Source organism: Cobetia sp. 1CM21F, assembly GCF_023161745.1.
GTDB classification, from domain to species: Bacteria; Pseudomonadota; Gammaproteobacteria; order Pseudomonadales; family Halomonadaceae; genus Cobetia; species Cobetia amphilecti.
This window is the reverse complement of sequence record NZ_JALNTQ010000001.1, coordinates 723,756-740,075: the sequence shown is the minus strand read 5'-3', so window position 1 is coordinate 740,075 and position 16,320 is coordinate 723,756. Positions and strand designations below refer to the sequence as shown.

At 48.3% G+C, this 16,320-nt stretch carries 11 protein-coding genes; all 11 read right to left on the bottom strand.

Translation table 11 applies throughout. The annotated features are described in order from the left end of the window. Positions 1-90: 90 nt before the first annotated feature. Positions 91-2,004, bottom strand: a complete 1,914-nt coding sequence (gene cysN, locus MSG32_RS03090; RefSeq protein ID WP_248377543.1) for a sulfate adenylyltransferase subunit CysN — start codon at positions 2,002-2,004, stop codon at positions 91-93. Between the two features lie 171 nt (positions 2,005-2,175). Further along, positions 2,176-3,117: a sulfate adenylyltransferase subunit CysD gene (gene cysD / locus MSG32_RS03085; RefSeq protein WP_035158792.1), complete on the bottom strand. Its 942-nt coding sequence runs from the start codon at positions 3,115-3,117 to the stop codon at positions 2,176-2,178. 161 nt (positions 3,118-3,278) lie between these two features. Next, positions 3,279-4,127, bottom strand: coding sequence for a 3'(2'),5'-bisphosphate nucleotidase CysQ (gene cysQ / locus MSG32_RS03080; RefSeq protein ID WP_248377541.1), 849 nt, complete (start codon positions 4,125-4,127; stop codon positions 3,279-3,281). 146 nt (positions 4,128-4,273) lie between these two features. Further along, the gene (locus tag MSG32_RS03075) at positions 4,274-6,034 is read right to left on the bottom strand and encodes an SLC13 family permease (RefSeq protein ID WP_248377539.1); all 1,761 of its coding nucleotides are present in this window, start codon (positions 6,032-6,034) and stop codon (positions 4,274-4,276) included. A gap of 728 nt (positions 6,035-6,762) precedes the next feature. Beyond that, a complete protein-coding gene (locus MSG32_RS03070; protein ID WP_248377537.1) occupies positions 6,763-7,929 on the bottom strand; it encodes a nucleotide sugar dehydrogenase in 1,167 nt (388 codons plus the stop codon). A gap of 240 nt (positions 7,930-8,169) precedes the next feature. Beyond that, positions 8,170-9,390, bottom strand: coding sequence for a glycosyltransferase family 4 protein (locus MSG32_RS03065; protein ID WP_248377535.1), 1,221 nt, complete (start codon positions 9,388-9,390; stop codon positions 8,170-8,172). 45 nt (positions 9,391-9,435) lie between these two features. Continuing rightward, positions 9,436-11,028 (bottom strand): heparinase II/III family protein, encoded by a 1,593-nt coding sequence (locus MSG32_RS03060; protein WP_248377534.1) that lies wholly within the window; start codon positions 11,026-11,028, stop codon positions 9,436-9,438. Positions 11,029-11,257: 229 nt separating this feature from the next. Then, complete coding sequence (gene wecC, locus MSG32_RS03055) at positions 11,258-12,535, bottom strand: UDP-N-acetyl-D-mannosamine dehydrogenase (protein WP_248377533.1); 1,278 nt, start codon at positions 12,533-12,535, stop codon at positions 11,258-11,260. A 26-nt stretch (positions 12,536-12,561) separates the two neighbouring features. Next, positions 12,562-13,689: a UDP-N-acetylglucosamine 2-epimerase (non-hydrolyzing) gene (wecB, locus tag MSG32_RS03050; RefSeq protein ID WP_348983960.1), complete on the bottom strand. Its 1,128-nt coding sequence runs from the start codon at positions 13,687-13,689 to the stop codon at positions 12,562-12,564. 149 nt (positions 13,690-13,838) lie between these two features. Next, positions 13,839-14,867, bottom strand: a complete 1,029-nt coding sequence (locus MSG32_RS03045) for a glycosyltransferase family 4 protein (protein ID WP_248377530.1) — start codon at positions 14,865-14,867, stop codon at positions 13,839-13,841. A 116-nt stretch (positions 14,868-14,983) separates the two neighbouring features. Next, positions 14,984-16,066 carry a glycosyltransferase family 4 protein gene (locus MSG32_RS03040; RefSeq protein ID WP_248377528.1) on the bottom strand — a complete coding sequence of 361 codons (1,083 nt, stop codon included), beginning with the start codon at positions 16,064-16,066 and terminating at the stop codon, positions 14,984-14,986. Positions 16,067-16,320: the final 254 nt, after the last annotated feature.

Genomic DNA, 16,320 nt, shown 5'->3' with positions numbered 1-16,320 from the left:
AGCGCTGTTTGAATCGGGATAAAGTCATATGTGAGTCCTGAAACGGCAAACGCCCCCGCCTTGCGGCGAGGGCTGATCGGCGTGAATGCATCAGCCGATGACGTTGTAGTGCTTGAGCTGATTGACCAGCTTGAGTGCGGTCTGCTCGAGGCTCAGTTCACCCGTGTTGATCTCGATTTCCGGGTTCTCCGGCGCTTCATACGGCGAGCTGATGCCGGTGAAGTCACTGATCTCACCGGCACGCGCCTTGCGGTACAGGCCCTTGGGATCGCGCTCTTCGCAGACACTGATCGGCGTGTTGACGAAGACTTCGATGAACTCGTCGGTGCCGACCATGTCACGCACGGTCTGGCGATCGGCCTGGAACGGCGAGATGAAGCTGACCAGGGTGATCATGCCGGCATCGACCATCAACTTGGCGACTTCGCCGACACGACGGATGTTCTCAGCGCGATCGTCTTCGCTGAAGCCCAAGTCACCACACAGGCCGTGACGCACATTGTCGCCGTCCAGCAGGTAGGTGTTGTAGCCCATGGCGAACAGCTGACGTTCCAGCGCATTGGCGGCGGTGGACTTGCCGGCACCGGACAGGCCAGTGAACCAGATGATGCACGGCTTCTGCTTGTTGCGATCGGCGCGGCGCTGCTTGGTGACCGCCATGTCGTGCCACACGATGTTGCTGGCGCTCAGGGTCTCCTTGACCATGCCCGCACCGATGGTGATGTTGGACAGACGGTCAATGAACACGAAGCTGCCGGTATGCGGTGAGCGCTGGTAGCTGTCCATGGCCAGCGGCTGGGTCAACTCAACCTGCACGCGGGCGATGCCGTTGAGCGGGATGTTCTCCGCTTCATTGCGCGCCATGGTGTTGACGTCGGTCTGGTGGATGATGCGACCGACGCGACCGATGACACTGGAAGTGCCGAGCTTGAGCTCGTATTCCTTGCCGACGATCAGCGGGTCCTCATGCATCCACACCACGTCCGCGGTGAAGGCGGTGCACGGCTCCAGATCGGAATCTTCGGCAACGATCATGTCGCCACGCGAGATATCGATCTGGTCGGTCAGCGTCAGCGTGACGGCCTGGCCCGGCCAGGCGATGTCGAGATCGCCATCGAAGGTGACGATGCGTTCAACGGTGGAGGTGCTGCCGGAGGGCAGAACCTTGATCTGCTGGCCCGGTGAGACGGTACCGGCAGCCAGGGTGCCGCAGTAGCCACGGAAGTTGAGGTTCGGGCGGTTGACGTACTGCACCGGGAAGCGCAGGTCGGTCAGGTTGCTGTCCTCGGTGACATCGACGGTCTCGAGGATGTCCATCAGCGGACGCGCCTCGTAGGTGGCGGCATCGTCGTACCACGGGGTGTGCTCGCTGATGGAGACGACGTTGTCGCCTTCCAGCGCGGACAGCGGCACGAAGCGGATATCAGGGACTTCCAGGTCCTTGGCGAACGCCTTGTAGTCCGCGACGATCTCGTCGAAGCGTTCCTGGGAGTAGTCGACGATATCCATCTTGTTGACCGCAACCACCAGGTGCTGAATGCCCAGCAGCGAGCAGATGTAGCTGTGGCGACGGGTCTGGGTCTGCACGCCATAACGCGCATCGATCAGGATGATCGCCAGGCTCGCGGTGGAAGCCCCGGTCGCCATGTTGCGGGTGTACTGCTCGTGCCCCGGGGTATCGGCGATGATGAACTTGCGCTTGTCGGTCGAGAAGTAGCGGTAGGCGACATCGATGGTGATGCCCTGCTCACGCTCGGACTGCAGGCCATCGACCAGCAGTGCCAGGTCGACCTTGCCGGTGGTACCGCTCTTCTTGGAATCGCGGGTGATGGCGGCCAGCTGATCTTCATAGATCATCTTGGAGTCGTGGAGCAGGCGACCGATCAGGGTCGACTTGCCGTCATCCACGCTGCCGCAGGTGATGAAACGCAGCAGGTCTTTCTGCTCGTGTTCCTTGAGATAGGCTTCGATATTTTCCGCGATCATCGTCGACTGGTGTGACACTGTCATTCTCCCTGAACGAGGCCTGTCCGGCGCGAGCGTCTTGTGGCGTATGAGACGCGACGCTTCCAGCGCTGAGGACATCCCTCGTCCTGTCAATTTTGTAGAGTCTTGCTTGCCTTGAGGCATGCCATCGCCGTTGCTGGCGACGGAGCCGGATACCTGGCGCGTGGCCTAGAAATAACCTTCGCGTTTCTTCTTCTCCATCGAGCCTGCCTGGTCGTGATCGATCGCACGCCCGGAGCGCTCGCTGGTACGCGTCAGCAGCATTTCCTGGATGATTTCCGGCAGGGTCGCGGCGGTGGATTCCACGGCGCCGGTCAGCGGGTAGCAGCCCAGGGTACGGAAACGCACGGACTTCATTTCCGGCACTTCGCCTTCTGCCAGCGGCAGACGATCGTCATCGACCATGATGTCAAGGCCGTCACGCTTCACCACCGGGCGCACGGCGGAGTAGTAAAGCGGCACGATCTTGATGGATTCGAGATAGATGTACTGCCAGATGTCCAGCTCGGTCCAGTTGGAGAGCGGGAAGACGCGGATGGACTCGCCCTTGTTGATCTTGGAGTTGTAGATGTTCCACAGCTCCGGACGCTGATTCTTGGGGTCCCAGCGGTGGTACTGATCGCGGAAGGAGTAGACGCGCTCCTTGGCGCGTGAAGCTTCCTCGTCACGACGTGCGCCACCGAAGGCGGCATCGAAGCCGTGCTTGTCGAGTGCCTGCTTGAGACCGGCGGTCTTCATGATGTCGGTGTACTTGGCACTGCCGTGATCGAACGGGTTGATGCCCGCCGCGACGCCTTCCTGGTTGATGTGCTCGATCAACTCCATGCCGACTTCCGCGGCCATCTCGTCGCGGAACTTGATCATTTCCTGGAATTTCCAGGTGGTGTTGACGTGCATCAGCGGGAACGGCGGCACGCCCGGCGCAAAGGCCTTGCGCGCCAGGTGCAGCATGACGGCGGAATCCTTGCCGATGGAGTACAGCATGACCGGATTGGCAAATTCCGCTGCCACTTCACGGATGATGTGAATGGATTCGGCCTCAAGCTGCTTGAGGTGGGTCTGACGTTCCGGTGTGATGCCGAGCTTGTCGGCCGTAGATGATGCAGTCATTACAGGTTCCTTGAGATCACTCTGCTAGTTGTCCTTATCCTCTTCGCACGTGATGGTTCGCCAATATCACTGAGAAGAGAACATCTTTGCTCCGACACGAGACTGACATCTTCATGGCGTCAGTCCCGTGACGCTTGCCTACCCCCTGCCTTGCGCCTGGTTCATGCCCAGGGAGCGGCCGGCTTGGCACAGACGATGAAATAGGGGTTGAGCACGCTGTCATGCTGGTTGTAGCGCAGCGCCTGACGGGTCTCGGCATTCAGCACCTGGCCACCCGCGGCTTCGACCACCGCATGCGCGGCACCGGTATCCCATTCACAGGTCGGGCCGAGGCGCGGGTAGAGATCTGCCGCCCCTTCCGCCACCAGGCACAGCTTCAGTGAGCTGCCCATGGCGACGATATCGCAGGCAGCGAAGTCGGCGACGAACGCCTTGAATTCTTCGGTCTGGTGAGAGCGGCTACCGACGATGCGCCAGCTGTCGGTGGAGCCCGGCACATCACTGACGGCGATGGCCTGACGCTCACCCTCGCCAACCTGTTTCTCGGCGATGGCGGCCTGGCCTTCCCCCTGCTGGGCACCGACGTAGAGCGTCTCGATGGCCGGCGCGTAGACGACGCCCATGGTCGGCACGCCCTGCTCGATCAGCGCGATGTTGACGGTGAATTCGCCATTGCGCTTGATGAATTCCTTGGTGCCATCCAGCGGGTCGACCAGCCAGTAACGCGTCCAGTCACTGCGCACATCCCAGCTGATGTCAGCGTCTTCCTCGGACAGGATCGGTGTGGCGCCGAATTCGGCGTCCATGGCCTTCAGACCGTCGACGATGACGGCATGTGCTGCGCGGTCTGCCGTGGTCAGCGGGGAATCATCCGACTTCATGTCGACCGTGAAGTCACCGCTCTCGTAGATCTCCATGATGGCAGCGCCCGCCTTGCGAGCAATGGCCTCCAACGCATTCAACATGGCGCGTGTCGTGCTGTCGGTCGTGCTCACTGTCGTATCCGTCATGTGTCTTCCTGTCAGTGTGAATTCGCCAGCCAGGCTGACGATGTAAAGGGTAACGCTCGCCAGCGGCTGCCAGACGAAGCAGAGCCTGGTTCTACCCGTCAATGACTCAGCCCGCGAATGGCCAGATCAGCCCGAGAAGGGCCAGATCAGCTCGTAAATGGCCAGATCAGCGGAATCAGAGTGACCGAGGTGACGCCGACGATGAGGCTCATCGGCAAACCGACCTTCATGTAATCGGACACCTTGTAGCCCCCCGGGCCCATCACCATCAGGTTGGTCTGATAACCCAGCGGGGTGAGAAAACTGGCCGAGGCCGCGAACATGATGGCAATCGCATAGGGCATCAATGAGACCCCCAGCTGCTCGCTGACTGCCATGGCGATCGGAAACATCAACACGGCGGCGGCGTTGTTGGTGATGATCTCGGTAAATAGCGTCGTGGTGAGATAGACGAGTGCCAGCATCAGAAGCGGCGACCCCCCGCCCAGCTGCATGAGCTGGTCCGCCACCATCTGGGCCGCACCACTGTCGGTCATCGCCTGTCCCAGCCCCAGGGCAGCGGCAATGACGACCAGTACGCTGCCATCAATGCTGGCGCGCGCTTGCGAGGCCGGGAGGCAACCGGTGAAGACCATCAGAATGGCGGCCGCCACCGCCGCCTCGACCAGCTCGGCCATGCCCGCCAGGTGCGTGATGATCATCAAACTCATGATGGCGAGCGCGATGGGCGCCTTGGTCAGATTGGGCATGCCATTGCCATCCAGCGTACTGACCAGCAGGAATTCGCGGTTATAGCGATGCAGGCGCGTGAAATCGGCAGCGGCTTCCAGCAACAGGGTGTCACCGGGGCGCAACACGATGTCACCGACCTTGCTGTTGATGCGCTCACCATCGCGTGACACGGCGAGAATCACGGATTGATAGCGAGTACGAAAGCGCGCTTCGCGCACGTTCATGCCGACGACGGGGGAGCTTGGGGCGATGACGGCCTCGACCATACGGCGCTGGTGGTGATCCAGGTCCAGGCCTGCGGCATCGCTTTCCAGCCCGCGGAAAACACGCACTTCATGCGCGGTGTCCGCGACACCGACGAAGATGAGACGATCACCGGACTGGAGAATGGTGTCTGGGCCGACCATGGACAGCAGCTTGCCGGAACGTTCTATCTCGGCCAGATAGCCGAATTGAAGACTGCGCAGCCCCGCCTCTTCGATGCTCTTGTCGTGCAGGGGCCCCTTGTCGGCCACTCGCATGGCCACCGAATACTCGCGACCATTGCCGAGCTGTTCGACCAGCCCCTTGCGCTGGGGCAGGAAACGCCAGCCGATCAGCACCATCCACAGGGTGCCGATGATCAGCACAGGCACGCCCAGCGCAGAGATATCAAAGATGCCGAGCCCGGGCAGATTGGCCTGGGACTGCAGCAGGCCGTCGACGACCAGATTGGTACTGGTGCCGATCAGGGTGCAGGTACCGCCGAGAATGGCGGCATAGCTCATGGGCATCAGCAGACGCGAAGGCGAGATCTTCATGCGCGCGCACCAGCCCTGAACCAGGCCAATGAAGAGTGCGACGACGGGGGTGTTGTTCAAGAAGGCGCTGAGCAGCGAGGTGATCGGCATCAGGCGTGCCAATGCTGAAGAAGGCGAGCTGGGGCGCCCGAGCAGACGTTCGAGCATCCAGCGCAGCGCGCCGGTTTCCTGAACGCCGGCGGCGACCACGAAAAGCGCGCCGATGGTCATGATGCCCGGATTGGCGAATCCGGCCAGGAAGGTCGCCGGAGAAATGACGCCCAGCAGTATCAACGACACGGCAGCAGCCATCATCAGCCACTCCGCCGGCCAACGATTCCAGACAAGCCCTACCAACACTCCTACCGTCACCACCAGGGTGACAAAAGCATCCATGTGCTGCGCGATTTCCATCTACTAGCGTTCCCTTGGAATTCTCAAACTACTCATTATTAATTTATGTGCTTATTCATCTGCGCCTAGTTCACTAAAACAAAGAACATACTAAAAATATAATAACCTCCCCGCATGGAATTAGTTTAATCTCGCAAAACACCACAAACTATTTTATACACTATTATAGAATAATTAAGACACCACAAACATAAGCACACAATCAGGTTTTGCAACTGTCGGGTTCGGCCTGATTGATTATAGCCTGAGTAAACAGCCCCGGTCGTTCGCCCTACCACTGCTTTATTGCTGCAATAGGAGCCTTGTGATGTAGTGCTTTCTGAGGGATATGATGGGTGTATAGCCAGCAATAACGCTCGAGTTTCTGTTCTCAACCCTAGCTTAAGTCATGACGCCGAGCTGCCAACACATTGCTGATATGCCCATAGAAGCGCTCCATCATCCCGTACGTATGGGGGGGCTACCTAGCTTGATCAGTCGAGCATAAACACTAGGGCTCTAACATTCATGATTGATAATGTGATACCCACTGGGCTCAAGCTTACCATCCATGGTAAAGCGATCGGTAAAGGATTTACCATTGCCCTCCTCCTTGGCTTCAAACGCCCCGCGTGGAAGCCATCACCCACTCCATCTAATGTAGCGTGCGCCTATACGAAAACGCTGCATCCTTGTGATACAGCGTTTTGATGACAAGCCAGAACACAGTATCAATCGTTGCCGAACAGATCGCGGGTGTAGATCTTGTCGACCACATCAGCGAGCTCTTCCGCCATGCGATTGCTCAGAATGACGTCCGCTTCCTGCTTGAATGCCTCGAGATCACGCATGACGCGTGAACCGAAGAAGGTGTCTTCTTCCAGCACCGGCTCGTAAACGATAACTTCAATACCCTTGGCCTTGAGGCGCTTCATCACGCCCTGCATGGCACTGGCGCGGAAGTTGTCAGAGCCGGACTTCATCACCAGCCGATACACCCCCACCACCTGTGGATTGCGCTTGAGCACGGATTCCGCAATGAAATCCTTGCGCGTGGTGTTGGCATCGACGATGGCCTGGATCATGTTGTTGGGCACTTCCTGATAATTGGCCAACAGCTGCTTGGTATCCTTCGGCAGACAGTAGCCCCCATACCCGAATGACGGGTTGTGGTAGTGCTGTCCGATGCGCGGGTCCAGTCCCACACCTTCGATGATCTGCCTGGCATCCAGGCCACGCGATTCGGCATAGGTATCCAGCTCATTGAAGTAGGCCACGCGCATCGCCAGGTAGGTATTGGCAAACAGCTTGATGGCTTCCGCCTCGGTGCTGTCAGTGAAGAGCACATCAATGTCCTGCTTGATCGCGCCTTCCTTGAGCAGACCAGCGAATACCTCGGCACGCTCGGAGCGCTCACCGACGATGATACGAGACGGATGCAGGTTGTCGTACAGGGCCTTGCCTTCGCGCAGAAACTCCGGCGAGAAGATCAGATTCTCGGTATTGAAACGCTCACGCGCCTCTGCCGTATAGCCCACCGGCACAGTGGACTTGATCACCATGACCGCGTCAGGATTGATGTCGCGGACATCCTGAATCACCGCTTCAACACTGGAAGTATTGAAGTAATTGGTAGAGGCATCGTAATCGGTCGGCGTCGCGATGATCACGAAATCAGCACCACGATAGGCCTCTTCCTTGTCGAGGGTAGCGCGGAAATTCAGGTCCCCACGCGCCAGAAACTCGTCAATCTCGGCGTCTTCAATCGGTGCGACACCACGGTTCAGCCCTTCCACCTTCCCTGACACGATATCCAGTGCGATCACTTCATGATGCTGTGCGAGCAGCATGGCGTTGGAAAGACCGACATAGCCGGTGCCTGCGATGGCGATTTTCATTCTCTATAACTCCTCAATAAAATTATATGAAAGCATCACACATGATACCGAGACAAAACATAGGTTATAATTATCTACAATCACTAGGTTATAATCTAGACAGAAGAAGTAATAGAGGTATAAAATGATTATAATGTTTTTTATCAAAAAAAACAATACGCATCACAGGCAAATGTAAGCCAAATACAGATAACAACTAGCAACTAAGACGTGATAAAATAAGCAAAGATGTAAATCATTCTATGATTTAGCTTTTGAAAAAGCATTTAGCATCTTTTCAGCTTGACGGTCTCGAGAGTATATCTGAGCAGCTTTCAAAGCGCGTTCGCGAATAGCAACACGCTGCTCAGTATCAGTTTTTAGTTGCTCTATAGCCTTAGCCATGGTAACTGGATCTTCCGGAGGAACACAAATGCCGGCACCTGACTCACGAAGAATTCCTGTAGCTTCTCCCTCCGGAAGTGACATCAGAACTGGTATCCCCATAGCCATACATTCAAACATTTTAGACGGAATAACGCTCTCGAATACAGGAGTGTCTCTCAGTGGAATCAAGGCTAAATCACATAACGACCAATATGCAGGCATTGCATCCTTGGTTTGACGTGGTATGAAACGAACATTCTGCAAATTATGATCTTTAGCTCTCGATTCAATCTCAGATTTAGCAGCTCCAGCACCGACGAAGACAAATACTATATCTTCTCTATGACGAAGATAAATAGCTGTGTCCAAGACCTTGTCGAGCGCATGGGCCATACCATGTGTACCCAAGTAACCAATAACAAACTTATCTTTAAGAGCATATTGATGCTGAAGGTTACAATCCGCAGTAATAGGGGAGTATCGACAGAGATCAACACCGTTAAGTACTACATCAATTTTACCTCCTTCAATACCACGTTGGATTAAATCTTTCTTAAAGGCATGAGTTACCGCTACTATGCGCCGAGCACGGCGATAGAGGAACAGCTCTATTTTTTCGAGTATACGTATCATACGGCTATCTGTCATAGCCCCCACAGCTACAATAGAAGCTGGCCATAAGTCACGCAACTCAAATATAAAGGGTTTGCGACGTACAACAGATAGTGCCCAACCGCCTACGGCTGCGAAAAATTGGGGAGAACTAGCTACGATTATATCAGGTTTTTTTTGGAATAGGCCACCAACAAAACCACTACACATAAAGGAAATATAATCTAAGGTACGCTTAATAAAACCCTCATTGGGGGTAATATAGCTTTTTACACGTACGACACGAATTCCTTCCATTTCTTCCACTGAGTACCATCGATTTTTATATCCATTAAAAACGCGGCCCTCCGGAAAGTTAGGAGCACAAGTAACCACTGTGACTTCATGTCCTGCACGCACCCAACGAATAGCATGATCATAAAGTCGTGTGGCCGGAGCATTAGTCTCAGGAGGGAAATTATCAGAGAGAAAAAGAATCCGCATGGCAAAAGCTCTAGTTGATAAATTAATTGAATAAAGAGAAGCGCTTCAGTCCCAAGAGAGACTAACCCTGCAGCAAGAAGAAGTCATGTTTACTACCAAGCATTGATTGCTCTGAGTATCGCCAAAACGTGGATGCCAAGTACTTAACTCTACGTTGGCCTCACCTCCTTCAATGAATAATAATATTTCTTTACCCTCATGGGTAGTCAAAAAACCACGATGTGGATTAGACATGGTTAAAGACACATCTGGATGACAAAAATACCGTGCTACTGCTTGCTTATAAAGACCATTTAAGCGATCTTCGACTATTAATTTATTTGTCTCAAAAATCCATTTCCGGTAGTGTAAGACATTTCCCTTGAGCCGTTGATAACCATTATGACTACCACATATAATCAGCGAATTCTCTTCGTGATCAATCTGAACTTCACCAGGATATGCACGCCGCGCTACCCTGAAACCCGACCATACTTCTGAGGAGTTTTCACCATCTACAGCAACGGTGTTATGGGCTAATGTTGATCGTTGGCGATGACGCTCACTATCTTCGCCGTATTGTGATGTTCCAGAATTAACGAATATACGCTTACCATAAAGACTTAACTCGAAACTCAATGTATCTGCATGTGCATGACCAGGCTGATAATCAGGTCCTATTGGAGCAAGGTCAAGAAGAGCTTTACATTCGTTATCCCAAGTAACAGCTATATAGCCGCTAGGGACTGCATGCTGAACGACTAGAGGATAGTCCTTGGCTATACCCGATGTCTTCAGACAAGATTCTTTCAAGTCCGATATTTGTAATTTTACTGCATAATGCTTCAAGTCTGTAAGCTTTGGGCCAATGTCGAAGGCTGCATCATTGAAAAAACTAATATCTCCATCTGGATGACACATTATTTCAAGCCAGTTCAGGCCCCTAGCTAAATAATCACGCCATAAGGTCACGCGTTTTTTTAACGATGGTAAATCACTACACTCAGCAAGTCTAATTAAATCAGCCAAATCCCATAAAAGTATAGCGTGGTACATCGGTGATCGCTCAAAATGACCGCCATCATATAAAAACTGTTCTGGGATTTCCGCATCGAGAATAGTCAAGCCTTCCTGCAGAAAACGGTCAGCTAAATCTCCTTGCAGAAAAGCCCCTGCAAAGATAAGTGCTTTACCATTAACGAACAGGTGATTAGCAAGAATATGATACTCGCGCTGTGCAGAAAGTGCTTGAGCTTGCCGTGCTATGCTATTACGCCACGCTTCTGGAATACACTCTCTATTTTCCCATACTGGCCCCTTGAACCATTTAACTAAATTTACTATACGTAGTGATAAAGTATAGGGTTCCCAACCATTACCTGTTAGAACTGGATTAGAGTTGATCCAACTTGATACTAAGTCGCAATGCATTGCAAAGCGTGTCTCAGCCTCTTGAGCCGTAAGGTCGTCAAAGTAATGGAGGTTGTACAACCAAAGTTTGGATTTTTCTGAACAATGCCAGTCCTTACTTGTGGTCAAAAAACCACGCTCCCCGAGGAACTTGAATTCATTATTGCCAACCCAACAGGATGGCATCCATACAGGAGCCATCCATATATCTTGCCAAGGACGAACGAGTACTGGCGGCAGTGCAGACATAGCTTTCCGACGCACCCTACTGCGCAAAGCAAGATAGTAGAGACGCCAGCCAATTTGTGAAGGCTTAAGGAAACGGATTGTATGCAATAAGCGAGTAGCTCGATTAGACGTCATTGGTGGAGCTCATAAAGTAGGAAGCAATCAACGTAAAGCTGCTAATCATTAAAACCTAAAAGACAAATAGTCTTAGTCAAGAAGGCTGTTTGGTAAAATGCTATAATTTGCTGATTTAGCTAGTCCATACCCCACGGGTATCAACGAGATATCGATTAGAAAAGCGATCAAATTCTATTTTTTTAAATGCTTTATGATCAACTAATAGTACAATGATATCTGCTTTTTCGAGTGCTTCCTCTATCCCAGAGAGTGTGGCCCCCTCCAAGCTCGTAGGCAACGTCGATATATTCGGTTCCACAACCAGTAAGTTGCTGGAAAGTTGTTTATGTAACGTTTGCGTAATAGCAAGAGCTGGACTCTCACGTAAATCGTCAATATCAGGCTTAAAGGCCAAACCTAAGCATGCGACAGTAACATCCCTAGCTGTATAATGGGAGTGATGCCCAAGAAACATGCCTATTGCTTGATTAACTTGGTCGATGACCCACTGCGGCTTACTATCATTTACCTCGCGGGCAGTACGAATTAATTGAGCCTGCTCAGGAGTCTGGCTAACGATAAACCAAGGATCAACTGCAATACAATGTCCACCTACACCCGGACCCGGCTGCAATATATTTACGCGTGGATGACGGTTAGCTAAGCGAATCAGTTCCCATACATTTATTTTGAGCTTATCACAAATAATTGATAGCTCATTAGCAAAAGCAATATTGACATCTCTAAAACTATTCTCGGTTAATTTTGCCATCTCTGCGGTCCGAGCAGTTGTAATGATGCTCTCACCCTTTACAAATATTTCATATAAGGAGCATGCCGCCTCTGAGCATCGCTGAGTTATGCCACCAATGACTCGATCATTTTCAACAAGTTCTCTTACTACATGCCCAGGCAATACACGTTCAGGACAATGAGCCACACGGATGTCCGATTCCTCACCTACTTGACTAGGGAAAGAAAGATCTGGACGTGCTTCTGCAAGCCAAGCTTCCATCTGTTCTGTCGCACCAACAGGTGAAGTTGATTCAAGAATGACCAGATCACCACTTTTCAGAACAGGTGCTATAGATAAACTTGCAGCTTTGATGTAGGTAAGATCGGGTACATGTGTCTTACCTTCCTCACGCTTGAATGGAGTTGGCACTGCGACAAGAAAGGCATCTGCTGGCTCTGCTTTGGTAGTCGCGCGTAAATAACCTTCATTGACAGCTGAATGCACAAGCATATCTAACTCGGGCTCAACAATATGGATCTCGCCACGGTTGATAGTATCAACAGCCTTTTGACTGATATCCACACCTATAACTTGCTTACGACGAGACGCAATTACAGCCGCAGTAGGCAAGCCTATATATCCAAGCCCAATTACAGATACTGTATTAAAATTCATAAATTAATTCACTTGTATTCGTGTGTTTAGGAGAAATGAGCGGCGAGAATATCTAAAATGCGCTTGCAAGATTTACCATCACCATAGGGGTTATGAGCCCGGCTCATCAGATCGTATGCAGAAGGATCATTTAAAAGGCGATCCAATTCTTGAGTAATTACTTCTACTTCAGTGCCAACGAGCTTTACAGTCCCTGCCTCTACAGCCTCAGGACGCTCAGTGGTATTTCTCATCACTAAGACAGGTTTACCTAAGGAAGGTGCTTCCTCTTGAATACCTCCAGAGTCCGTCAAGATAATGTCGGATAGGTTCATTAATCCGACAAAGGGTAAATATGTCAGTGGTTCAATTAAATAAACATTAGATATATCTGATAATAGACGATTAACAGGCTCTTGTACATTCGGGTTGAGATGTACTGGATAGATTATATTAACACTCGGGTTGCTAATCGCTATTTCACGTAGGGCTTGGCAAATTCGTTCAAAACCACCCCCAAAACTTTCCCTTCTATGCCCCGTAACCAAGATAGTTTTATTTGAATTTAACGTTGCTAGGTCAAGAGGTAATCTTTCATATTGGGCTAATTCTGGATTAGTATCGAGTTTTTCAATAACCGCAAACAGGGCATCAACTACAGTATTTCCTGTAACGCTTATCGATGTTGAGAGAACACCTTCTGCTAATAAATTATCGCGCGATTGCTCTGTGGGGGCAAAATGTATTGTAGCTAAGGCAGCTGTTAGCTTGCGATTAGCTTCTTCTGGCCAAGGTGAAAAGATATTCCCCGTACGTAGTCCTGCTTCAACATGCGCGACTGGAATCTGTTCGTAGTAAGCTGCTAAAGATGCTGCAAAAGTAGTGGCTGTATCTCCATGCACTATTATAATATCAGGTCTTTTTGACTGGAGAACATTGCGCATTTTTTGAAGAATAGTAGCAGTCACATCAGTAAGATCTTGCCCTGGCTTCATAATAGCCAAATCATAGTCAGGAACTAAGCTAAATAGTTCTAGAACTTGATCTAACATCTCCCTATGCTGACCTGTAACGCATATAGAGTGCTTAAAGCGTTTGTCAGAATTTAAAGCTATAGCTAGGGGCGCTAACTTAATAGCTTCAGGACGAGTCCCAAATACGCTTAGTATATTGATTGGCTTCATGAGAGTTCCTTTAATATATCTATTAGTATTGGCAGCTATGTGGCATTATAAACTTATAGCCGTTTAAATAATAACCAAAAGGTACATATTACCAAGTGAAGGTTAGTATTTATTTGTTCAGAAAAAGTATTTACAAGAAGTTAAGTTATAGAATTATCGCAACTAGTAATATTTAAATAATTTTTCGTATGTAACGATGAATCATATTTTTTCGATAAATTTGGTGTGCTCTCAGCTAAGGCTTCATAATGCAACTCCAACTTGGTAATAGCGGCTCTAAAACCTTGTAAGTCTCCAGGTGGGAAAAGTACACCACCTACTCCCTCCTGGACTATTTCTGGTATCCCCCCTACCTCTGTACTAATAACTGGCCTATAACACATAAATGATTCAATAATGACCCCTGGATATCCTTCTTTATATGATGGTAGAACAAGAGCAGAATAACTAGCTATAGTTTTATAAATTTCAGCTTTATCGATAATGCCTTTATAAGTAAGTGATTTAGGGTGTAGCTTTATTAGTTCTAATAGCTTATTATCATGAACCGGGCCGTAAAAATCTATATGTACATTTAATGCAGGATCTTTTGCTATAGCAATAATATCATGGACGCCTTTTTCTTTTTCTATTCTACCTATAAATATTAACTTTCCGTCGTATACTTTTTTTAGTGCGGCATTTTTATAACGGACCCTTACATTCGGAAAAATATTAACGTTATCATGCAAGTCATCTAAAAATCGCTTTAAAAATTTAGTTTCTACGAAAATAATATTGACGCACTTCAAAGAAAGTCTGGACATAACTTTCTTCAGCCATCCGTTATACCCTAATAATGTATTTTCAAATTCAGCCCCAAATTTTCGCAAAACTAACGTGCTTTTATTTAATCTAGATATAATAGTGATGATTGGTATAATAAAGAGATAATCATTAGAAGAATGTAACTCATAGGATACAGGACGGCGTATAGATGAATTAATTAAATAGCATATGAATGAAAAAATAAAAAATAAAAGGTTACGGTAATTTTTCTTATTCGTATCGAAATATAAGTATTTAACATTCTCTTTATCTAACTCATATAGAAAGTTATTGAAAAGCAGAACTGCACCGCCGTTCTGTGAAGAATCGTCTGAAATATTAGGGCCGAGAATAGCTCTCATATAATTATATACCATGTAGTTACAGGTTGATAACTTATAATGCAGATATGTAGACAATTACTACATAAACATCTAAACATAATAACACAAGTATATATATAACTTTTATGTTTTAACTATTCGCATAAAATTTTTAGCCAAACTTTTTGAATATTATCTATAGAATAAAAAGAACTAACTAATAAGCATTCTGTGTAGTAAGACTTTAATACTTTTTTGTTACTAATAAACTCGTCTAACTTAGTAGCAAAGTGGCTTTCATTACCATTATCTACAAGATATCCAGTTTTATAACTGGTTATAAATTTCTTTGGTCCAGTTGGACAATCGAACCCAATTGCAGGTACTCCAAAAGACATTGCTTCTGCAAGCACCATTGGTAATCCTTCCCAATATGAGGTCATTACTAACAAGTCTGATGATTTATAAAAATCAGCTATATTTTCAACATTACCTCTTAAAAATATTTTGCTCTGGAAATTATTATTTTTTATAAAAGACTCCAACTCCGGTCTTAACTCACCGTCACCGCACACATTTAATATCCAGTTATGGCTATCCAACGATTGTATTATTCGACATAATCTGTCTATCCCTTTTTGACGTGTTAATCTACCAACAAATAACAATCTTACTAGTTTATCATCATGTTTTTCGAGAGTGTGCACACGCCCATCAATACCTAAAGGATTAGGCAGGACTATAATTTTTCCTTGTAATAACTTGGGATAATTATATATATCTTCGTGTGTCAATACCGTAATCTTGTGAGCAAAAAAATAAAAAAGTATATTCCGTAGAACTCTTATTAACTTTTTATCTACAGCATAATAGTTATTATGTTCACAGCAGATGACTTTTTTATTCAGCCCAATCGAGGATATCAGTAAAAGTATGGAGGGATATGTGAGAAATGTAATAACTATTTCGGATTCATTATTTTTAATGCTAGACCTTAATTTATAAAAGCGCTTACACTTCTCTAATATCTTTTTAAAACCGTTAACATTATAGTTAAAACTTAAATTATATCTTGCTATTCCTGGGTCAATTTTAAATAAATCTTTACTTTCATCGACAGTGTTAACAACTTTTATATTATACCTTTCTACATTATGCCAATGATTAAGCATAACACTAGCAACTCTTTCTGCGCCGCCTCCGGCGAATGACGGTATATAAAATAAAATGTTTTTCATAATCAGCCTCTAACTGATGGTAATGTGAGATAATCTGAATTATATTTTAAAAATAACAATCTTTCTATAAATCACTCTTATACTCATGTAACTTTTAAGTATATAAAGATGCAATTTAATATTAACTTATATGCTAAGCCAACTCTATGAGGTAAAAATCAGGATAAATTACTCTATAGAATTATTTAATTTACTAATCGTGTATATAGTTATCACAAGTGATATATTTAGGTAACTTCTTATTTAGCATTTTA

Bases quoted from the DNA above. Each gene is read 5' to 3' on its own strand.
- cysD (WP_035158792.1), bottom strand. From the start codon at position 3,117: ATGACTGCATCATCTACGGCCGACAAGCTCGGCATCACACCGGAACGT.
- MSG32_RS03065 (WP_248377535.1), bottom strand. From the start codon at position 9,390: ATGCGGATTCTTTTTCTCTCTGATAATTTCCCTCCTGAGACTAATGCT.
- wecC (WP_248377533.1), bottom strand. From the start codon at position 12,535: ATGAATTTTAATACAGTATCTGTAATTGGGCTTGGATATATAGGCTTG.
- MSG32_RS03040 (WP_248377528.1), bottom strand. From the start codon at position 16,066: ATGAAAAACATTTTATTTTATATACCGTCATTCGCCGGAGGCGGCGCA.
- MSG32_RS03060 (WP_248377534.1), bottom strand. From the start codon at position 11,028: ATGTCTGCACTGCCGCCAGTACTCGTTCGTCCTTGGCAAGATATATGG.
- cysQ (WP_248377541.1), bottom strand. From the start codon at position 4,127: ATGACGGATACGACAGTGAGCACGACCGACAGCACGACACGCGCCATG.
- MSG32_RS03045 (WP_248377530.1), bottom strand. From the start codon at position 14,867: ATGAGAGCTATTCTCGGCCCTAATATTTCAGACGATTCTTCACAGAAC.
- MSG32_RS03070 (WP_248377537.1), bottom strand. From the start codon at position 7,929: ATGAAAATCGCCATCGCAGGCACCGGCTATGTCGGTCTTTCCAACGCC.
- MSG32_RS03075 (WP_248377539.1), bottom strand. From the start codon at position 6,034: ATGGATGCTTTTGTCACCCTGGTGGTGACGGTAGGAGTGTTGGTAGGG.